The organism is Allobosea thiooxidans (assembly GCF_900168195.1).
Lineage (GTDB): Bacteria > Pseudomonadota > Alphaproteobacteria > Rhizobiales > Beijerinckiaceae > Allobosea > Allobosea thiooxidans.
Window position 1 is genome coordinate 78,884 of sequence record NZ_FUYX01000002.1, and the last position, 18,414, is coordinate 97,297.

The 18,414-nt window shown below is 67.6% G+C and carries 20 protein-coding genes; 6 read left to right on the forward strand and 14 right to left on the reverse strand.

Annotation, left to right across the window (positions count from 1 at the left end; all coding sequences use genetic code 11):
• Nucleotides 1-98 precede the first annotated feature (98 nt).
• Nucleotides 99-1,046 (forward strand): TAXI family TRAP transporter solute-binding subunit, encoded by a 948-nt coding sequence (locus B5Y19_RS03460; protein WP_079591113.1) that lies wholly within the window; start codon nucleotides 99-101, stop codon nucleotides 1,044-1,046.
• A 144-nt stretch (nucleotides 1,047-1,190) separates the two neighbouring features.
• Nucleotides 1,191-3,095, forward strand: a complete 1,905-nt coding sequence (locus tag B5Y19_RS03465) for a TRAP transporter permease (RefSeq protein ID WP_244555467.1) — start codon at nucleotides 1,191-1,193, stop codon at nucleotides 3,093-3,095.
• 150 nt (nucleotides 3,096-3,245) lie between these two features.
• On the opposite strand, the gene B5Y19_RS03470 is transcribed toward B5Y19_RS03465, so the two are convergent.
• The 7 genes from B5Y19_RS03470 to B5Y19_RS03500 form a co-directional block, all read right to left on the reverse strand.
• On the reverse strand, nucleotides 3,246-3,935 hold the full coding sequence (locus tag B5Y19_RS03470; protein ID WP_244555468.1) for a GntR family transcriptional regulator: 690 nt from the start codon (nucleotides 3,933-3,935) through the stop codon (nucleotides 3,246-3,248).
• A gap of 76 nt (nucleotides 3,936-4,011) precedes the next feature.
• On the reverse strand, nucleotides 4,012-4,758 hold the full coding sequence (locus B5Y19_RS03475; protein WP_055730959.1) for an aspartate/glutamate racemase family protein: 747 nt from the start codon (nucleotides 4,756-4,758) through the stop codon (nucleotides 4,012-4,014).
• A gap of 24 nt (nucleotides 4,759-4,782) precedes the next feature.
• Nucleotides 4,783-6,057, reverse strand: coding sequence for an NAD(P)/FAD-dependent oxidoreductase (locus B5Y19_RS03480; protein WP_055730958.1), 1,275 nt, complete (start codon nucleotides 6,055-6,057; stop codon nucleotides 4,783-4,785).
• A complete protein-coding gene (locus B5Y19_RS03485; protein WP_079591114.1) occupies nucleotides 6,054-7,721 on the reverse strand; it encodes a thiamine pyrophosphate-binding protein in 1,668 nt (555 codons plus the stop codon). Before B5Y19_RS03485 ends, B5Y19_RS03480 begins: the two co-directional genes overlap by 4 nt.
• Nucleotides 7,718-8,941, reverse strand: coding sequence for a pyridoxal phosphate-dependent aminotransferase (locus B5Y19_RS03490; protein WP_055730956.1), 1,224 nt, complete (start codon nucleotides 8,939-8,941; stop codon nucleotides 7,718-7,720). The genes B5Y19_RS03485 and B5Y19_RS03490 overlap by 4 nt, the downstream gene beginning before the upstream one ends.
• Nucleotides 8,942-8,970: 29 nt before the next feature.
• Nucleotides 8,971-9,321 carry a RidA family protein gene (locus tag B5Y19_RS03495; protein WP_055730955.1) on the reverse strand — a complete coding sequence of 117 codons (351 nt, stop codon included), beginning with the start codon at nucleotides 9,319-9,321 and terminating at the stop codon, nucleotides 8,971-8,973.
• A 23-nt stretch (nucleotides 9,322-9,344) separates the two neighbouring features.
• The gene (locus tag B5Y19_RS03500; RefSeq protein WP_055730954.1) at nucleotides 9,345-10,262 is read right to left on the reverse strand and encodes an NAD(P)-dependent oxidoreductase; all 918 of its coding nucleotides are present in this window, start codon (nucleotides 10,260-10,262) and stop codon (nucleotides 9,345-9,347) included.
• Between the two features lie 216 nt (nucleotides 10,263-10,478).
• Between B5Y19_RS03500 and B5Y19_RS03505 the strand changes: the two genes are divergently transcribed.
• From B5Y19_RS03505 to B5Y19_RS03515, 3 genes are read left to right on the forward strand one after another with little or no spacing between them, the layout of a single operon-like run.
• Nucleotides 10,479-11,318, forward strand: a complete 840-nt coding sequence (locus B5Y19_RS03505; protein WP_055730953.1) for a transporter substrate-binding domain-containing protein — start codon at nucleotides 10,479-10,481, stop codon at nucleotides 11,316-11,318.
• A 13-nt stretch (nucleotides 11,319-11,331) separates the two neighbouring features.
• Nucleotides 11,332-11,994, forward strand: coding sequence for an amino acid ABC transporter permease (locus B5Y19_RS03510; protein ID WP_055730952.1), 663 nt, complete (start codon nucleotides 11,332-11,334; stop codon nucleotides 11,992-11,994).
• The gene (locus tag B5Y19_RS03515) at nucleotides 11,991-12,764 is read left to right on the forward strand and encodes an amino acid ABC transporter ATP-binding protein (RefSeq protein ID WP_079591115.1); all 774 of its coding nucleotides are present in this window, start codon (nucleotides 11,991-11,993) and stop codon (nucleotides 12,762-12,764) included. The genes B5Y19_RS03510 and B5Y19_RS03515 overlap by 4 nt, the downstream gene beginning before the upstream one ends.
• Nucleotides 12,765-12,834: 70 nt before the next feature.
• Here B5Y19_RS03515 and B5Y19_RS25995 read toward each other — a convergent pair whose 3' ends face one another.
• Nucleotides 12,835-12,999: a hypothetical protein gene (locus B5Y19_RS25995; RefSeq protein WP_156367158.1), complete on the reverse strand. Its 165-nt coding sequence runs from the start codon at nucleotides 12,997-12,999 to the stop codon at nucleotides 12,835-12,837.
• 130 nt (nucleotides 13,000-13,129) lie between these two features.
• Here B5Y19_RS25995 and phhA point away from each other — a divergent pair, with 130 nt between their 5' ends.
• Nucleotides 13,130-14,005, forward strand: a complete 876-nt coding sequence (phhA, locus tag B5Y19_RS03520) for a phenylalanine 4-monooxygenase (protein WP_055730950.1) — start codon at nucleotides 13,130-13,132, stop codon at nucleotides 14,003-14,005.
• 35 nt (nucleotides 14,006-14,040) lie between these two features.
• On the opposite strand, the gene B5Y19_RS03525 is transcribed toward phhA, so the two are convergent.
• From B5Y19_RS03525 to B5Y19_RS03550, 6 genes are all read right to left on the reverse strand, one after another.
• Nucleotides 14,041-14,934: a ribokinase gene (locus B5Y19_RS03525; RefSeq protein WP_055730949.1), complete on the reverse strand. Its 894-nt coding sequence runs from the start codon at nucleotides 14,932-14,934 to the stop codon at nucleotides 14,041-14,043.
• An 18-nt stretch (nucleotides 14,935-14,952) separates the two neighbouring features.
• Nucleotides 14,953-15,399 (reverse strand): ribose 5-phosphate isomerase B, encoded by a 447-nt coding sequence (rpiB, locus tag B5Y19_RS03530; RefSeq protein ID WP_055730948.1) that lies wholly within the window; start codon nucleotides 15,397-15,399, stop codon nucleotides 14,953-14,955.
• 66 nt (nucleotides 15,400-15,465) lie between these two features.
• A complete protein-coding gene (locus B5Y19_RS03535; protein WP_079591116.1) occupies nucleotides 15,466-16,254 on the reverse strand; it encodes a transporter substrate-binding domain-containing protein in 789 nt (262 codons plus the stop codon).
• Nucleotides 16,255-16,281: 27 nt separating this feature from the next.
• Complete coding sequence (locus B5Y19_RS03540) at nucleotides 16,282-17,031, reverse strand: amino acid ABC transporter ATP-binding protein (RefSeq protein ID WP_055730947.1); 750 nt, start codon at nucleotides 17,029-17,031, stop codon at nucleotides 16,282-16,284.
• A gap of 15 nt (nucleotides 17,032-17,046) precedes the next feature.
• Nucleotides 17,047-17,715: an amino acid ABC transporter permease gene (locus B5Y19_RS03545; RefSeq protein WP_055730946.1), complete on the reverse strand. Its 669-nt coding sequence runs from the start codon at nucleotides 17,713-17,715 to the stop codon at nucleotides 17,047-17,049.
• Between the two features lie 9 nt (nucleotides 17,716-17,724).
• Nucleotides 17,725-18,408 (reverse strand): amino acid ABC transporter permease, encoded by a 684-nt coding sequence (locus tag B5Y19_RS03550; RefSeq protein WP_055730945.1) that lies wholly within the window; start codon nucleotides 18,406-18,408, stop codon nucleotides 17,725-17,727.
• Between the last annotated feature and the right edge of the window lie 6 nt (nucleotides 18,409-18,414).

Consider the following 18,414-nt stretch of genomic DNA (forward strand, 5'->3'; position numbering starts at 1 on the left):
TAGCTTTGATCCGATGGTTGTCACTCCGGCCGTGCCGGCGTTGCCCGACCGCCCATAAGAGGCGGCGAGGTTCAATCGTTTCAAAGGGAGGAAAACCGATGACGAGACTGAGCAGTGCAACCTTGTGTCTTGCAGTCGCGACGGCATTTTCCGCGCCGGTCGCCGCTGCCGAGATCCGCCTGATGACGGGCCCCCAGGGCGGCATCTGGGTGCCCTTGGGCGGACAGCTCAAGGACATGTGGGAGAAGGCGGTTCCGGGGCTTGCCGTGCAGTCGCTGCCAGGCGCCGGCATCGCCAATGTGCGCGCCATCGAGGACGGCAAGGCCGAGGTCGGCTTCGGCAACTCGATTTCCACGGTCGACGGGCTGGCCGGCAACGCGCCGTTCCCGAAGAAGCACGAGAACATCTGCAACATCGCCTCGCTCTACCCGCAATACTTCCAGATGCTGGTGCCGGCGGATTCCGGGATCAAGACCGTCAAGGACCTGAAGGGCAAGGCGATCACCACCCAGCCGCGCGGCAATACCGGCGAGCTCATCACCGGCCAGCTGCTGAAGGTGCATGGGATGAGCTACGGCGACGTCAAGGTCTCGTTCGTCTCCTATACGGACTCGGTCGAACAGGTGAAGGACGGCCATGCCCAGGCCTTCTCGCTCGGCACGGCCATTCCCTCGGGCGCGGTGATGGACCTCGCCTCGGCGCGGGACATCAAGCTGCTCGACCTCTCGGCCGACCTCGACGGCATGAAGAAGCTCAATCCCGGCTACACGCTGGTGACCGTGCCGAAGGGCACCTATCCGAAGCAGGCCGAGGACGTGAAGGTGATCGGCTATGCCACCCACATCGTCGCCTCCTGCAAGCTGCCGGCGGACCAAGTCTATGCGATGACCAAGGCTATCGCGGAGAATGTCCCGGCGCTGGCGGCGACCAGCAAGACGATGGCCAGCCTCACGCCGCAGATCATGGCGGAGGATGTCGGCGTGCCGTTCCATCCCGGTGCGGCGCGATTCTACAAGGAAAAGGGCATCGCCGTCGCCGCGAAGTGAGCGGCCGATGGCTCCCCTGAGATCCGATTGATCCCTGGCGCGCCGGGCATCCCCGGCGCGCGCTCCAGAAGCCTCCGGTCCGCCTGCGAGGCGCGCGAGCGCGCCGTGCCAGCCGACGATCGGTTCCAGCGCCGGGACATTCCAGTGGATATCAGCGTTCCAAAGCCCGAATTCAGGTTCGATTTCAGCCATGCCGGGGTTGTCCGGCTCGTCACCGCCGTGATCGCGGTCGCGATGGCGCTCTACCATATGTGGGTGATCCTGCCGCCGGCCCTGGGCGGGCAGGGCACGCCGGAAGCGATCATCTTCCGTGGCACGCATCTTCTGTTCGCGTTGACGCTGACCTTCCTGATCTATCGGCGGGCCGGGAGCGATGCGGCCCCTTCGTTGCTGGACTATGCGCTGCTCGCACTCGCGATGGCGCCGATCATCTACCTGTTCTGGAACTACGACTACATCGTCAACCGTATCTACTACGTCGACGACATGACGCCGACCGACATGGCGATGGCGGTCATCCTCATCGTTCTGCTGCTCGAGGCGACGCGGCGACTGATCGGCTGGGCGCTGCCGCTCACCGCGATCGCCTTCCTCGCCTATGGACTCCTGTTCGCGCGGGTCGAGCCGATGCGGCTGCTCGACCAATTGTTCATGACGACGGAAGGCATCTTCGGCGCGCCGCTCGGCGTCTCCGCTGCCTATGTGATGATCTTCGTCCTGTTCGGCTCCTTCATGGAGCGGACCGGCACGGGCCAGCTCTTCATGGATTTCGCGCTGTCGCTGACCGGGCATACGGCCGGCGGGCCGGGCAAGGTCTCGGTGGTGTCGTCGAGCCTGTTCGGCACGATCTCCGGCAGCGCCGTCGCCAATGTCATGGTCGACGGGCCGATCTCGATCCCGCTGATGAAACGGACGGGATTCAAGCCGCATTTCGCCGCCGGCGTCGAGGCGGTGGCCTCGACAGGCGGCCAGATCATGCCGCCGATCATGGGGGCCGCCGCCTTCGTCATGGCCGAGTTCCTGTCGGTGTCCTACGGCCAGGTGGTGGTCTGGGCGCTGATCCCGGCGGTCCTCTATTACGTCGCCTGCTTCGCTGCGGTGCATTTCGAAGCCAAGCGCCACGGCATCCTGGGCGTGCCGCGCAGCGAATTGCCGAGGCTCGGCACGACCCTGCGCGAGCGTGGCCATCTCTTCCTGCCGGTGCTGACCATCCTGACCGTATTGTATTCCGGCTACAGCGCCCCGCTTGCGGCGCTGGCGGGAACGCTGCTCTGCTTTCCGGTCGCGGCGCTACGGGCTTCGACGCGCGGCAATGTCCGCATCCCGATCATCATCGACGCGATGATCGACGGTGCCCGCAACGCGCTCGCGGTGGCGCTCGCCTGCGCCTGCGCCGGCATCGTCATCGGCGTGGTGGCCCTGACCGGCGCGGGCATCGTCTTCACCCAGGCCGTGATCGGACTGTCGCAGAACTATCTGCTGCTGGCGCTGCTGCTGACCGGCATTGCCGGCATCGTGCTCGGCATGGGCATGCCGACGACACCGGCCTACATCGTCATGACCTCGCTGCTCGTGCCGGCGCTGGTCAAGCTCGGGGTGATGATGCCGGCAGCGCACATGTTCGCCTTCTACTTCGCCATCCTGTCGGCGATCACGCCGCCGGTCGCGCTCGCCGTCTATGCCGCGGCGGGGTTGGCGAAGGCGGATCTCTGGACCAGCGGCTGGGCGGCGATGAAGATCGGCGCCGCCGGCTTCATCGTGCCCTTCATGTTCGTCTACGAGCCCGCGCTGCTGATGATCGGCGACTGGCCGACGATCATCTGGCGCTTCGTCGCCTCCTGTGTCGGCATCACGCTGCTCGCCGCCGGGCTGCACGGCTATCTCCTGCGCCGGATGGTGCCCTGGGAGCGCGCGCTGCTGATCGCGGCGGCGTTCTGCCTGGTGAAGCCGGACTGGCTGACGGATATGCTCGGGCTCGGGTTGGCGGCAGCGATGCTCGCACTGCAGTGGCGCGTCACGCGGCTGGCCGCTTCCGGCGAAGGGCGCTGAGGCGATGACGGGACGAGCCTGACGCAGCAAGGCAGGCGCGATGCCCGGTGCGGCGACAGGCGCCGCCTTCGGAGATGTCGAGCCGAGTCGGCGCCGGCCGGGGCAACATGGTGGCAGACTACCGGTCCATATCCCTGGAAGCTCCAGGTTTCAGACCGCGAGGGGACGCTTCGCGAGCATGTAAATCTGGGCGTAGCCTTCCTTGATCGCCGCCGTGATCTGGTCGAGGCGGCGGTCGATGTGCTTTTCGAGCAGCTCGATGCAGGCCGCTTCGTCGCGGGCCTTGAGGCTCGTCAGCACCGCGCGGTGTTCGGCCTGGGTCTTCGAGCGGTTGATGCGGTCCATGTCGATCCAGCGCACGAAACGGATGCGCGCATTGACGTTGCGCAGCACGCGCAGCATCTCGGCATTGTCGGACATCGCCATGAGTCCCTCATGGAAGGCCTCGTCGAGCTCGACGAGCTCGACCGCGCTGCGTTCGCCGGGGTCGGGGCCGGTCCGGTCGAGGAAGGCGATCAGCGCGTCGATGTCGGCGTCCTTGGCGCGGCCGATGGCCAGCCGCGCCGCCGACACCTCGAGCGCCTTGCGCAGCTCGTAGAGGTCGAAGATCTCGTGCGCGTCGAGTTCGCGGCAGAAGAAGCCCTTCCCCGGCGCGAAGCGCAGGAAGCCCTCGGTCTTCAGCCGGTTCAGCGCCTCGCGCAGCGGCGTCCGGCTGACGCCGAGGCGCTTGGCGATGTCGCCCTCGTTGAGGCGTTCGCCCGGCTTGAACTCGTAGCTCACGGCCATCGCCTTGAGCTGTTCGTAGACGCGGTCGACGACGCTATCGGAACTGCTCTCCACGACCACTCCCGTCGATGCATGCAAGCCGGAACACATCTCCCTATACGGCCAGGGAGAACCCTCTGGCAACGCGCCGTCAGCCGAAGCTGCGCGGGCGCAGGCCGGCATGAAACCAGGTGATCATCGAATAGATGTCGTAGACCGGCAGCCCCACCGCGGCCTGCAGCGCGGCGGCGTAGGGCGGCATGTTCGTGCATTCGAGCACGATCGCGTCGATGTCCGGGTTGCTGGCGACCAGGGCCTTGCCGGCTTCGACGACGTCCTGCTCGGCGAGCGCCACGTCCATGTCGTCCTTCTCGGCCTTGATCAGCACGCGGAAGAACTCGCGGCCGTTCTCGGTGCCGATGGTCGGGGTATCCAGCGGCACGCCGGCGCCTTCGAGATGGGCCGGCGTCAGCGTCGAGCCCGACACGGTGACGAGCCCGACGCGCTTGCCCGGCGGCAGCGTGGCCTGCACCCACGGCACCTGCATCAGCGAGGAGGTCGCGACCGGCACGCCGACCGCTGCGGCGATCTCCTTCTGGAAGATCGACAGGAAGCCGCAATTGGTGGTGATCGCCTCGGCACCGAAGCGCACGAGTTCCTTCGCGGCGTCGATGAAATCAGGCAGCAGGCCGGCCGCCCCCTTGAGGACGACCTTCTCCGGGCTCGCTCCGGTCACGACCTTGTAGAGGACCGGGAAGGGCCAGGTTCCGGCATTGCCCATGTCGCCATGGATGCGGGGAAAGCGGGCTTCCAGCATCAGGATGCCGAGCGGGGCGCCGTAAAGGGCCTTGCCGCCCTTGGCGATCCGGGCTGCGGGCGCTGCGATATGGGCTGTCATGGCGATCTCCTGGAGCAAGCGGTTTTAGAGATAGCGGCGCGGGTCGAAGGGCGCGAGGTCGATCTCGGGCTCGCGGCGCGCAAGCAGCTGGGCGACGAGGCGGCCGGTCCGGGCGGACCCGACCAGGCCGACATGGCCATGCCCGAAGGCATAGATCACATCGCCCGTGGCACGCGCCGTGCCGATGCAGGGCCGTCCGTCCGGCATGCTCGGCCGGTGGCCGAGCCAGACCTTGATCCGCTCCGGCGCGATGGAGCGGGGCAGCTCGGGGAACAGGCCGATGAGATGATCGCGCAGGATCTCGGCCCGCCGCCAGTCCGGAGCGGCCTCGAGCCCGGCGATCTCGACCTGCCCGGCGGCGCGCAGGCCGCCATCCATCGGGTTGACCACCATCTTGACGTCGGAGGCGAGGAAGCTGCCACGCGGCGCAACCTCGGGATCCTCGATGACGACGTGATAGCCGCGCTCGGTTTCGAGTGGCAGCCGGTCGCCGATCGTGGCGCAGAGCGCGGCCGAATGAGCGCCGGCCGCGACCACGGCCCGGTCGCAGGCGATGTCTCCGGCGGCGGTGCGCACGGCCTTCAGGCGACCGCCCTCGACGACGAAGGCGCGGGCCGGCGTTGCGACGAAGCGCGCTCCGCACGCCGCCGCATGGGCCGCCAGCGCGGTGACATAGGCACCCGGGTCGCGGCAGCGGCCGGCTTCCTCGACCAGTATCCCGAAGCCGTAGCGCGGATGGAGATGCGGCTCGCGTTGGCGCAGCTCTTCGGCCGACAGCTCCAGCCAGTCGATGCCGACGCGCCGGCGGATGGCCCAGGCGAGGCTGTCGGCCTCGAAGACGGCGCGCGAGGTGTAGACCTGGAGCAGCCCCTGGCGCTCGATCAGTTGCGGGCAGCCGGCTTCGGCGGCGAGCCGCGCATGCAGGGCGGGAGCATTCTCGAGCAGGCTGCGGAGCGCGATGGCCGTCCGCTCCAGCTTGGCCGGTGTCCATCCCGACCAGAGATAGCGCAGCAGCCATGACCATACGCGCGGCAGATAGCGCCAGCGCAGGGCCAGAGGTCCGAGCGGGTCGCGCAGATAGCCCGGCACCTTCCGCCATGCGCCCGGCTCCGCCGGCGGAATGACCGAATGCGACGACAGCCAGCCGGCGTTGCCGTAGCTTGCGGCCTGCTTGCCGCCGCTCGGCTCGGGGTCGATCACAGTGACCCCATGGCCGTCGCGCAGCGCTTCGAGCGCACAGGCGATGCCGACGGCGCCACCGCCGATGACGGCGACGTGCAGGGGGGAGACCCCGCTCATTCCGCCGCGACCGCTGCGGGCAGGAAATCCCGGGCATGCGACTGGGCGCGCGGATCGAGCAGGCAGTGCAGGATCGCGGGCTTGCCCGAGGCGACGGCGCGCTCGAAGGCCGGCGCGAACTCCTCGGTGCGCTCGACGCGCTCGCCGTGGCCGCCGAAGGCGCGGGCATAGAGCGCGAAATCCGGATTGACGAGCTGCGTGCCGACGACGCGGCCCGGATAATCGCGTTCCTGATGCATGCGGATCGTGCCGTACTGGCCGTTGTCGAGGACGATCACCACGATCGCCGCGCCGTATTGGACGGCGGTGGCGAATTCCTGCCCGTTCATCAGGAAGCAGCCGTCGCCGGCGAAGGCGAGGACCGTCCGGCCGGGGTGCTGGCGCTTGGCCAGGACGGCCGCCGGAATGCCGTAGCCCATCGAGCCCGAAGTCGGGGCGAGCTGCGCGGCGAAGGCGTGGAAGCGATGGTGGCGATGCAGCCAGCCGGCGTAATTGCCGGCGCCGTTGCAGATGATCGCGTCCTGCGGGAGCCGGTCGCGCAGCCAGGCGATGAGCTGGCCGTACTGGAAATCGCCGGGCAGCTGCCGCGGATCCTGCGTCCAGGCGAGATAGTCGCGATGCGCCTGCGCGGCTGCGCCCTGCCATGCGATCGCGGGGGGCGTGGCGAGGCTCTCCAGCGCCGCGACGAAGGCTGAGGGGGCGGCCTGGATGGCGAGCGTCGGCTGATAGACCCGCCCGAGCTCTTCGGAACCCGGATGGACATGGATCAGCTTCTGACGCGGCACCGGAATGTCGAGCAGCGTGTAGGAGCTGGACGGAATCTCGGACAGGCGCCCGCCCAGCAGAAGCACGAGGTCGGCCTCGGCAATGCGGGCCTTGAGCCTGGGATCCGGCCCGATCCCGAGATCGCCGGCATAGTTGGGATGGTCGGCATCGAACAGGGCGGCGCGCCGGAAGGAGGTCGCGACCGGCAGGTCGAAGCGCTCTGCGAAGCGCGCGAAGGAGGCCGTCGCCGCCGCGTCCCAGCCAGAGCCGCCGATGATCGCGACGGGCCGCTTCGCGTCGGCGAGCAGCATCGAGAGCCGCTCCATGTCGGCAGGTGCGGGCCAGGCCCGCGCCGGCTCCACGCGCGGCGCGTCGGCCACCGCTGCCGTCTCCGTCAGCATGTTTTCCGGCAGCGCGATCACCACCGGCCCCGGTCGACCTTGCATGGCGACACGGAAGGCGCGCGCGACGAGCTCGGGAATACGGGCGGGGTCGTCGATCTCGACCGTCCATTTGGTGATCGAACCGAAAACGGCGCGATAATCGAGCTCCTGAAAGGCCTCGCGCTCGCGCATGGCGGTGTCGACCTGCCCGACGAAGAGGATCATCGGTGTCGAATCCTGCATGGCGATGTGGACGCCATGCGCCGCGTTGGTGGCGCCGGGGCCGCGCGTCACGAAGCAGATGCCGGGCCGGCCGGTCAGCTTGCCATAGGCCTCGGCCATCATCGCAGCGCCGCCCTCGGCCCGGCAGATGACGACGTCGATCGCCGCATCGTGCAGGGCGTCGAGCGCCGCGAGATAGCTCTCGCCGGGGACGCAGGTGATGCGCTCGACCCCCTGGCGCAGGAGCTGGTCGACGAGGATCTGGCCGCCGGTGCGGCTGTTCTGAAGGGTCATGACAGAATCTCGCAGGCGCGGGTGATGTGCGCGCAGGCCTCGCGCAGGCTGTCCTCGGAGGCGGCATAGGAAATGCGGAAATAGGGCGCGAGGCCGAAGCAGCTGCCGGGAACGACGGCAACGTCGTGCTGCTCCAGCAGATAGCGGCAGAAGGCGGCGTCGCTATCGATCAGCGTGCCATCCGGAGCCCTGCGGCCGATCAGCCCGGCGCAGCTCGCGAAGGTGTAGAAAGCCCCTTCCGGCTTGCGGCAGGTGATGCCGTCGATCGCGTTCAGGGCGTCGACGACAAGGTCGCGGCGGGCCTGAAAGGCGAGGCGGCGCTCGGCCAGGATTTCCTGGGGGCCGTTGAGGGCCTCTACGGCTGCAGCCTGGCTGACGGAGCAGGCCATGGAGATCTGGCTCTGGACCACGGCCATCGCGGCGATCAGCGATTTCGGGCCGCCGGCATAGCCGATGCGCCAGCCCGTCATCGCGTAAGCCTTGGAAACGCCGTTGACGGTGAGGGTGCGCGCCTTGAGCGAGGGCTCGATCTGCGCCGCCGTGACGAAAGCCAGCCCGTCATAGACGAGGTGTTCGTAGATGTCGTCCGACATCAGCCAGACATGCGGGTGGCGCAGCAGAACCTCGGTGATCGGCCGCAGATTCGCCTCCGAATAGGCGGCGCCGGAGGGGTTCGACGGCGAGTTCAGCAGCAGCCAGCGCGTGCGCGGCGTGATGGCGCGCTCCAGATCCTCCGCTGCGAGGCGGAAACCGTTCTCCTCCCGGCAGACCACGTCCACGGGCGTCCCGCCGGCGATGCGGACGATGTCGGCATAGGTCGTCCAGTAGGGCGCGGCGAGGATGACCTCGTCGCCCGGGTCGAGGCTCGCCATGAAGGCGTTGTAGAGAATGGCCTTGGCGCCGGAGCTGACCGTGACCTCGTCCGGCGCGTAGGAAAGCCCGTTCTCGCGGCGGAATTTCTCGACGATCGCGGCCTTCAGCTCGGGCGTGCCTTCGAGTGGCGGATACTTCGTCTTGCCAGCGCGGATCGCCTGCTCGGCGGCCTGCTTGACGTTGTCGGGGGTGTCGAAATCGGGCTCGCCGGCGCCGAGCACGATGACGGGCCGGCCCTCGCGCTTCAGCCGCGCCGCCGCGGCCCCGATCTTCAGGATCTCGGAAACGCCGATCGATCCGAGCCGCCCGGCGGGGCGAAAATCGCTCTGCTGCGTGGTTCCGTCCATGAAAGCCTCCCCTGCGAATGCGCCCGCCGCTAGGCCAGCGCGACCGCGATCACCTCGATGCGATGTGCCGGATCGGCGAGCTCGACCTTGCCGCAGGCGCGGGCCGGCGTCTGGCCAGGGACGACCCAGGCGTCGTAGACGCGGTTCATCGCATCGAAATCCTCCATGGATTTCAGCCAGATCTGGACGCTGACCAGCCGGGATTTGTCGGTCCCGGCCCGGCTAAGCATGTCGTCGACCTTCGCCAGGGCCTCGCGGGTCTGCTGGGCGATGTCGCCGGCCTTGTCGTCGGCGACCTGGCCGGCCAGGAAGACGAGCCCGCCGGCGGCGACGGCGCGGCTGCGGCGGGCGTTCTGATCGATGCGGGTGATGGCGGTCATGGCAGTTTCGTCTCCAGGGCGGGTCAGCGGCCGGTCGCCGCGATGCGGCGGCAGTGATCGAGTGCGGCGCCGATCAGATTGTCGCTCGCCTCGGGCGTCCGGAACGCGGAATGGGCGGAAAGCGTGACGTTCTCCAGCGTGGTCAGCACATGGCCTTCCGGCATGGGCTCGATCGCGTAGACGTCGAGGCCGGCGTGCCGGATCTGGCCGGACCGCAGCGCCTCGACCATGGCATCCTCGTCGACGAGGGCGCCGCGCGCCGTGTTGACGAGGATCGCTCCGGGCTTCATCGCCGCAATCCGTTCGCGCGTGATCAGGCCGCGGGTCTCATCCGTCAGCAGGAGATGCAGCGAGACGACGTCGCTCTCCGCCAGCACGGTCTCGAGCGACACGAACGAGACGCCGTCATGGCTGCGCGGCGTCCGGTTCCAGGCGATGACCTTCATCCCCGCCCCGCGCGCCAGCCGCGCCACCTCGGCCGCGATGCCGCCGAAGCCGACGAGGCCGAGCGTCTTGCCGGTGAGCTGCACGCCGTCGGTGCGCAGCCACTGCCCGGCGCGCATGCCCCGGTCCATCCGCGCAAATCCCTTGGCGGCGGCCCACATCAGAGCGAAGGCGCATTCGGCGACGGCCGTGTCGCCATAGCCCTTGACGATATGCACGGTGATGCCGTGCTCCGCGAGCTCGTCCGGGTTCATGTAGCTGCGCGGACCGGTACCCAGGAAGACGACGTGCTTGAGGCTGCGGCACTGCCTCGCAATCTCCGTCGGGAGATGGGTGTGGTCGATGATCGCGAGCTCCGCGTCGCCGAGCAGGCCGGGCAGCTCCTGCGAGGTGACTGACGGGTTGCGGTTGATCGTGAGATCGGGATCGCCAGCCCGGCTGAGCTTCTCGGTGACGGCGCTCAGCGTCTCGTTCGCATCGACAAAGACCGCACGCAAATTGGTTCTCCCTCAAAAATGACAACCGCGCCGCCATACGGGCGCAGGATAGAGTGCAGATTTGTATTCAGGTTTGAATTTGCGGCGCAAGCCGAGGCGGGCGCGGGGCGGTCATGCTAAAATGCGGCCTTGCATGTCGATCTGAATACAGAAATAGTCCCCGAGCGTGCCGGTCAGCGTGCCGGCCGAAAACCGGAAAAAAGCAGGGGATTGGCCATGAATCGCAGGGATGCCTTCGTCGTCGCATTCGCAGGTGCCGCGCTCGCCGCGAATGCAGCGCCCGCGCAGGCCCAGGCGCAACCGTCCGAATCGACGCTCGACAGGATCAAGCGCAGCGGGGTGATCCGCGTCGCCGTGATCGTCGGCCAGGAGCCCTACTTCCATAAGGATCTCGCCAGCGGCAGCTGGTCCGGCGCCTGCATCGACATGGCCAACGACATCGCCGCCAAGCTTTCCGCCAAGGTCGAATATGTCGAATCGACCTGGGGCAACCAGATCCTCGACCTGCAGGGCGGCAAGGTCGATCTCGCCTTCGCGGTGAACCCGACGCCGGAGCGGGCGCTCGTGATCGACTTCTCGACGCCGATCCTGGTGCATTCGTTCACGGTCATCACCAAGAAGGGCTTCGCGAAGCCGGAAAGCTGGGCCGAGCTCGACAAGCCGGAGGTCAAGATCGCGGTCGATATCGGCTCGACGCATGAGCTGATCGCACGGCGCTACTGCCCGAAGGCCACCATCCTCGGCTTCAAGAGCCGCGACGAGGCGATCCTCGCCGTGGCGACCGGGCGCGCCGATTGCAACGTCTCGCTTGCCGTGCTCGCGGTCTCGACGCTGAAGAAGAACCCCAATCTCGGCGCGCTCGCGATCCCGCGGCCGCTGCTGACGCTGCCGACGAATATGGGCATCCGGGCCGAGGCGGACCGGCGCTACCGGGACTTTCTCAGCGCCTGGGCCGACTACAACCGCGCCATGGGGCAGACGCGCGAATGGATGCTCGCCGGCTTCAAGCCGCTCGGGCTGACGGCCGAGGATATTCCCGCCGAAGTGCAGTTCTGAGCGGTTCCCGGCGATGTATGTTTGGGATTTCTCGGCGCTCGGCCCCTATTGGGGGCTGATCGGCCAGGGACTCGGCATCACGGTGCTCTACACCGTGACCACCGTGGTGGCGGGGCTCGTCGTCGGGCTGGTTATCGGCATCGCGCGGACGGCAGGGCCGCGCTGGCTGTCGCCGCCCTTGCGGGCCTTCATCGAGATCTTCCGCTGCACGCCGCTGCTCGTCCAGCTGGTCTGGATGTACTACGCCCTGCCGGTCCTGATCGGGGTCGACATGTCGGCCTCGATGGCCTGCTTCATCACGCTGTCGCTCTATGCCGGCTCGTTCTACGCGGAGATCTTCCGCGGCGGCATCGAGGCGGTGGATCGCGGGCAGTGGGAGGCGGGCCGGGCGATCGGCATGCGGCAAGGGCGGATCTTCCGCCGCATCGTCCTGCCGCAGGCGATCCAGGTGATGATCCCGTCCTTCATCAACCAGACGATCCTCCAGCTCAAGAACACCTCGCTGGTCTCGGTCGTCGCGGTCGGCGACCTGCTCTATCAGGGTACCGTCATCACCGCGGCGAGCTATCGCCCGCTCGAGGTCTACACGGTCATCGCCCTGGTCTATTTCGTGGTTCTTTTCCCGCTGACCCTGGTCGCCGACCGGGTCGAGCAGAAGATGGGGGCGCATCGATGAACGCTCGACCCGCTACCCTTTCCGCGACCGGGATCCATAAATCATACGGCTCGTTCCAGGTGCTCAAGGGCGCTTCGCTCACTGTCGAGCGCGGCGACGTGGTGACGCTGATCGGTGCGTCCGGCTCCGGCAAGTCGACCTTCCTGCGCTGCATGAACCTGCTCGAGTTGCCCCAGGAGGGGACGCTCGTGGCAGGCCGCCACAGCTTCGCCTTCGGCAAGGGGCAGAAGGCGCCGAACGATGCCGCGCTCGCGCCCCTGCGCCGCGACGTCGGCATGGTCTTCCAGCACTTCAACCTGTTCCCGCACATGACGGCGCTGCGGAACATCATGGAAGGCCCGCTGCAGGTGAACGGCATGACGCCGGCCGAGGCCGCCGAACTCGGCCGCGACCTGCTCGCCAAGGTCGGGCTCGCCGACAAGGCGGACGCCTTTCCCGCCAAGCTGTCCGGCGGCCAGAAGCAGCGCGTCGCCATTGCCCGCGCGCTGGCGATGAAGCCCGATGTGATGCTCTTCGACGAGGTCACCTCGGCGCTCGATCCGGAGCTCGTCGGGGAGGTGCTGAACGTGGTGCGCAACCTGGCGGTCGAAGGCATGACGATGATCCTCGTCACCCATGAGATGGCCTTCGCCGCGGATGTATCGCATCGCGTCGGCTTCATGAACGACGGCGTTCTGGCGGAGATCGGCCCGGCGGAAGAGATCTTCCGCCGGCCGCAACATCCGCGCCTCGTCAGCTTCCTCGAACGCTTCAACAGGCCGGCGGGCTGACGCTTCGCCTAGCGCTACCGAACCGTCGCCTCGTCCTTCCGGCGGCGACGGCGATTTCGAACGCTGGCCGTCACACCCAGGCGGCCAGCAGGCCCTTGAAGGCGTGGTCCCGGGCGGTCTCGGCGATCAGCCTCGCCGTATCGTCGCGGAACGAGAAACAGCATCGCGGGCTCGGGACGTCCGCATTCGGGCCGAGGACCAGAGCCTTGCTGCCGGACGGAAGCGAACCGCTCATTCGCTCCGCAGCCGAAACGCGCTATTCTGACTTCGCTCGCGGCGCTGCCGGACCTGCGAGGCCCTGTCGCGCGTTGTCGTGATGCGGACCGCGCAGCCGGAGTTAGGGCCGGCTCTCAGGAGCGAAAGCGATGCCCGGACATGCTCTTTTGACCGCGCAGACGGTCGAGGACTGCATCATCGACCAGGGCTGGGAGCGTTATACAGCCGAGGATCACGCCATCTGGCGTGTGCTGTTCGAGCGCCAGCAGCGGACCCTGAGGGGCCATGTCTGCCAGGAATATCTCGACGGCCTTGCGGCGCTGGGCATCGGCCCCGAAGGCGTGCCGGATTTCGCAGGGATGAACGCGCGGCTGCGGCGGCTGACCGGCTGGGAGGTGGTGGCGGTGCCGGGGCTCATCCCGTCACGCCCCTTCTTCCAGATGCTGGCCAACCGCCAGTTTCCGGCCGGCACCTTCATCCGCAGCCGCGAGCAGCTCGACTATCTCGAGGAGCCTGACATCTTCCACGATGTCTTCGGCCATGTGCCGCTGCTGACCAACCCCGCCTATGCCGATTACATGAACGAATATGGCCGGATCGGGCTGGTCGCCGTCGAGACCAGGGGCGTGAAGTTCCTCGCCCGCCTCAACTGGTACACCATCGAATTCGGTCTGATCCGCAAGCCCGAGGGCATCCGCATCTACGGCGCCGGCATCGTCTCGTCCTTCGGCGAGGCAAGCTATGTGGTGCAGGATCCTTCCGCCCACCACCTGGCCTTCGATCTCGAGCGCGTGCTGCGCACCGGCTATTACATCGACGATTTCCAGGCGAGCTATTTCGTCATCGACCGCTTCGAGGACCTGTTCGACCTGCTCAGGGGCACCGATTTCACCACCCGTTTCGACGAACTGCGCGCCCTGCCGGGCCACACGCCCTTCGAGATCCTGCCGCAGGACGTGGTCATCCGGAAAGGCACCGGCCATTACTGGCGTGACTTGCCGGCAGCGAAGACGAAACTGAAGTGAGGCCCATCCGGCGCCGGCGGCTTCCCGCGGGCCCCTTACATCTTCTCCCGGTGCGGCATGCCGGTCTGCGCGCCCGGTGCAAGGCAGGCCAGAGCGGCTGCGCGGCAACCGAGATCGAGCGCCTGGGCAAGAGAGAGCCCCTCGTCCAATGCAACTGCGAGGGCGCCCACGAAGGTGTCGCCGGCGCCGGTCGTATCGACCGGCTCGATGCGCGGCGCGGCGACGTGGAAGGTCTCGCCGGCGGGCGTGTAGGCGAAGGCGCCCTCGGCCCCGGCCGTGACGACGCAACTCGTGGTGGTGCCCCTGATCAGACCGGCGATACCGGCCTCTGGCTGCCCGAGGATGGCGGCGATATCGGCCGCCTCGTGCTCGTTGACAATGAGGACGTCGCTGGCGCCGAGCAGCGCGGAAGCGTCGGCTGCGCCGAACCCGTCCGGTACCGGCGCGCAGTTCCAGACGACGCGGCCGCCCGCCTGCCGGACGCGTTGCGCCAGCGCCAGCGACTGCGCGAAGGGTACCTCCATCTGCAGCACCAGCGTCGTGCCGGAGGTCAGCAGCGCTTCCGGGACGTCGGCGGCTTTCGGTTCGAGATTGGCACCGCTGGCGACCGTGATCGCGTTCTCCGCCTGCGCATCGACCGTGATGAAGGCGCAGCCGGTCGGGGTCGTGCCGAAGCGGATCAGATCGGCTGCGGCGCCGTTGGCGACGAGGTTGTCGATCGATTCCCGGCCGAAACCGTCATCGCCGACGCAGGCCGCCATGGCGACCCGGCCGGGTGCTGCGAGGCGTGCGGCGGCCACGGCCTGGTTCGCGCCCTTGCCGCCGAAATGGCGGTCATAGGACGGCGCGAGCACCGTCTTGCCCGGCCCCGGAATGGTCGCGACCCGCGCGACCAGATCGACATTGATCGATCCGAAGACCAGGATCATCGGTGCTCTAGCTCCGCTTCAGCCTTCGGCGTCCATCTGGTGCAGCTTCTCGACCCGGCGACGGAAATCCTCGTCGGTCGAGAACTCGGCCGAGAGATAGGACGAAATCAGGTCGCTGGCGAGCCAGGGGCCGACGATCTTGGCGCCGATACACATCACGTTGACGTCGTCATGCTCGACGCTCTGATGGGCGGAGTGGATGTCGTGGCAGACGGCGGCGCGGATGCCCTTCATCTTGTTGGCGGCGATCGAGGCGCCGACGCCGGTGCCGCAGACCATGATGCCGCGCTCGGCCTCGCCTGACGTCACCTTGCGGGCGACCTCGCGGGCGATGTCGGGGAAGTCGACCGGCTTGTCGTCATGGGAGCCGACATCGATGACCTCGTGGCCCAGCGATCTAATGTGGTCGATGACGTGCTGCTTCAGGGACCAGCCGGCATGGTCGGAGCCGATGACGAGGCGCATGGGTTTTCCTATGTGCAATTGGAACGAGGGGCCGGCGCCCTTGGCGAGCGCCGGCTTTGGGAGGGATCAGCCGCGCATCTCCGCGGGCAGTTCGGTGCCGTGGAACTTCTTGTAGATCGCGTTGAGCTTGCCGTTCTTCAGGTTCTGCCCGATCCAGGCATCGAGCTTCTCGAGCAGCTTGGGTTCGCCCTTCTTCACGCCGATGGCGAGGTCGAAATTGGTGATCGTGACCTTGGGCTCGAAGGGGCGCGACGGCGCCTTGACGCCGATCTGCGAGACGATCGTCGCCGAGGTCGCGACGCAGTCCGCCTGGCCGGAGACAGCGGCGGTGACCATCGTCGCGTCATCCTCGTAGCGGGCGAGCTTGAGGTCGCGCTCCTTCATGTTGGTCAGCGTCGTGTCTTGGGTGGTGCCGCGCGAGACGGCGATCGTCTTGCCCTTCAGATCCTCCCAGCTCTTCGCCTCGACCGACTTCAGGCAGCCCACGACCGACTGCAGCGCGGCATAGGGCTTGGAGAAGTCGATGACCTTGGCGCGCTCGGGCGTGACCGACAGCGTCGAGATGATGATGTCGGCCTTGTTGGTCTGGACGTTGGGGATGCGGGTCGCACCGGTGGTCTGGACGAATTCGAGCTGCAGGCCCCAGTCCTTGGCGAGCAGCTCGGCCGTCTCGACATCCGAGCCGGTCGGCTTCATGGCGCTGTCGATCATGCCCGAGGGCGGGATCGCGAGATCGGTCGCGATGCGGATCTTGCCGGCCTTCGTGATGTCGTCGAGCATGTCGGCGCGGGCGGCCTGGCCGGCGCAGGCGAGCGCCGTCGTGCCGAGCAGGGCAAGCGTGAGAAAGCGTTTCATCCTTGGGTCTCCTTCCCGTTTTGGTCGTTAGAGCCCGGTTCCGACGAACTGGGCGAGTTCCGGCGTGGCCGGGTTCGACAGGATCGAGGCACTTCCGGCCTCGTGGACCCTGCCGGCGTGCATGAACACCACCTGATCGGCGATGCCCCGTGCGAACCCCATCTCATGGGTGACCATGACCATGGTCATGCCGTCGGCGGCGAGCTGCTCGATGACCTTGAGCACCTCGCCCGTCAGCTCCGGGTCGAGCGCGGAGGTGACCTCGTCGAACAGCATCACCTTGGGCTGCATGGCGAGCGAGCGGGCGATCGCCGCGCGCTGCTGCTGGCCGCCGGAGAGCTGTTCCGGATAGGCGTCGAGCTTCTCGGACAGGCCGACCTTGGCCAGCATCGCCTTGGCGAGCTCGCGGGCCTCGGCCTTCCTCACGCCCTTCACCGAGACCGGCGCCAGCGTGATGTTCTGCTCGATGGTGAGATGCGGGAACAGGTTGTAGCTCTGGAAGACGATGCCGACATCCTGGCGCAGGGCCCGCAGGTCGATATCAGCGGCGTCGACGCGGTGTTCGCAGACGCGGATCTCGCCTGAATCGATCCTCTCGAAGCGGTCGATGCAGCGCAGCGCCGTGCTCTTGCCTGAGCCGGAGCGCCCGATCAGCGCCAGCACCTCGCCGCGCGCGACGGTGAAGCTGACGCCGTCGAGCACCTTCAGCGGGCCGAAGCTCTTATGGACCTTGTCGAGGGCGACGATGGGGCGTTGGTTGAGGCGTTCCTGGCTCATGGGTTTCACATCTCGTCAGGCCGGCATCAGCTTCGCGCGGCCGACGCCCATGCGGCGCTCGAGGCGCCGGCTGAGGAGCGAGATCGGGAAGCAGAGCGCGAAATAGATCAAGGCGATGATCGCGTAGATCAGGAAGGGCTCGAACAGCGAGTTGTTGATGATCTGGCCGGAGCGGGCGAGCTCGACGAAGCCGACCACCGAGGCCAGCGAGGTGTTCTTGATGATCTGCACCATGAAGCCGACGGTCGGCGGCGTGGCGATGCGCACGGCCTGGGGCAGGATGACCTTGATCATGCGCTGGGTGCGGCTGAGCCCCAGCCCTTCGGCCGCCTCCCATTGCGGGCGCGGCACGGCCTGGATGCAGCCGCGCCAGATTTCGCCGAAATAGGCGCCGACATAGATCGTCAGCGAGGCGCCGGCCGCCCAGAGCGGCGTGATCGCGAGGCCGAGCGCCGAGAGTCCGAAATAGCCGAGGAACATGATCACCAGCAGCGGCGTGCCCTGCACGAGCTGGACATAGGCACCGCTGGCGAGCCGCACGGCCTTGTTCGGCGAGACGCGGGCGAGCGCGATCAGGAAGCCGACGATCCCGCCGCCGATCAGGGCGATGGTCGAGAGCCCGATGGTCCAGAGCGCGCCCTGGCCGAGGAAGAAGAGATGGTTCGCGTTGAGTGAGCCGCCCATGACCGACCTCTAGAGCGGCGTGCCGAGGCGCCGGCGGCGCGGGAAGAGGACGAGCCCCAGCGCCCAGAAGGCGGCGCGCAGGACGAGCGAGAGCGCGATGTAGCCGAGTGCGACGAGGATATAGGTCTCGAAGGCGCGGTAGGTGTCGGACTGGACGTAGTTGGCGACCGCGGTGAGCTCCTCCGCCGAGATTTGCGAGGTGATGGAGGAGGCGAGCATCAGCAGCACGAACTGGCTGGTCAGCGACGGATAGACCTTCTCGATCGCCGGCAGCAGGATGACGTGCCAGTAGATCTGGAAGCGCGACAGCGCGAGGCCTTCCGCCGCCTCGATCTGGCCGGGCGGGATCGACTCGAAGCCGGCCCTCATGATCTCCGCGGTATAGGCGCCGACATTGATGGCGAGTGCTGCCGCGGCCACCGAGAAGGCCGAGAATTTGAAGCCGATGCTCGCCAGCCCGAAATAGACCAGGAAGATCTGGACGAGCAGCGGCGTGTTGCGGATCGTCTCGACGTAAGCAGCGCAGAGCCCGGCGATGAGGCGGTTGCGGCTGCCGCGGCCGACCGCGCAGAGCGTGCCGACCGCACCGCCGACCAGGATCGCCAGGAAGGCGAGCTCCAGCGTCATCACTGCGCCGTCGAGGAAGAGCGGCCAGCGCTCGAGAACGACGGAGAAGTCGAGGTCGAGACCCATCGCCGC

Coding starts and splice junctions, on each gene's coding strand:
- B5Y19_RS03545 (WP_055730946.1), bottom strand. CDS start 17,715: ATGGGCGGCTCACTCAACGCGAACCATCTCTTCTTCCTCGGCCAGGGC.
- B5Y19_RS03515 (WP_079591115.1), top strand. CDS start 11,991: ATGAACGCTCGACCCGCTACCCTTTCCGCGACCGGGATCCATAAATCA.
- B5Y19_RS03480 (WP_055730958.1), bottom strand. CDS start 6,057: ATGAGCGGGGTCTCCCCCCTGCACGTCGCCGTCATCGGCGGTGGCGCC.
- B5Y19_RS03535 (WP_079591116.1), bottom strand. CDS start 16,254: ATGAAACGCTTTCTCACGCTTGCCCTGCTCGGCACGACGGCGCTCGCC.
- B5Y19_RS03505 (WP_055730953.1), top strand. CDS start 10,479: ATGAATCGCAGGGATGCCTTCGTCGTCGCATTCGCAGGTGCCGCGCTC.
- B5Y19_RS03485 (WP_079591114.1), bottom strand. CDS start 7,721: ATGACCCTTCAGAACAGCCGCACCGGCGGCCAGATCCTCGTCGACCAG.
- B5Y19_RS03490 (WP_055730956.1), bottom strand. CDS start 8,941: ATGGACGGAACCACGCAGCAGAGCGATTTTCGCCCCGCCGGGCGGCTC.
- B5Y19_RS03495 (WP_055730955.1), bottom strand. CDS start 9,321: ATGACCGCCATCACCCGCATCGATCAGAACGCCCGCCGCAGCCGCGCC.
- B5Y19_RS03550 (WP_055730945.1), bottom strand. CDS start 18,408: ATGGGTCTCGACCTCGACTTCTCCGTCGTTCTCGAGCGCTGGCCGCTC.
- B5Y19_RS03525 (WP_055730949.1), bottom strand. CDS start 14,934: ATGATCCTGGTCTTCGGATCGATCAATGTCGATCTGGTCGCGCGGGTC.
- B5Y19_RS03540 (WP_055730947.1), bottom strand. CDS start 17,031: ATGAGCCAGGAACGCCTCAACCAACGCCCCATCGTCGCCCTCGACAAG.
- rpiB (WP_055730948.1), bottom strand. CDS start 15,399: ATGCGCCTCGTCATCGGCTCCGACCATGCCGGCTGGTCCCTGAAGCAG.
- B5Y19_RS03510 (WP_055730952.1), top strand. CDS start 11,332: ATGTATGTTTGGGATTTCTCGGCGCTCGGCCCCTATTGGGGGCTGATC.
- B5Y19_RS03475 (WP_055730959.1), bottom strand. CDS start 4,758: ATGACAGCCCATATCGCAGCGCCCGCAGCCCGGATCGCCAAGGGCGGC.
- B5Y19_RS25995 (WP_156367158.1), bottom strand. CDS start 12,999: ATGAGCGGTTCGCTTCCGTCCGGCAGCAAGGCTCTGGTCCTCGGCCCG.
- B5Y19_RS03460 (WP_079591113.1), top strand. CDS start 99: ATGACGAGACTGAGCAGTGCAACCTTGTGTCTTGCAGTCGCGACGGCA.
- phhA (WP_055730950.1), top strand. CDS start 13,130: ATGCCCGGACATGCTCTTTTGACCGCGCAGACGGTCGAGGACTGCATC.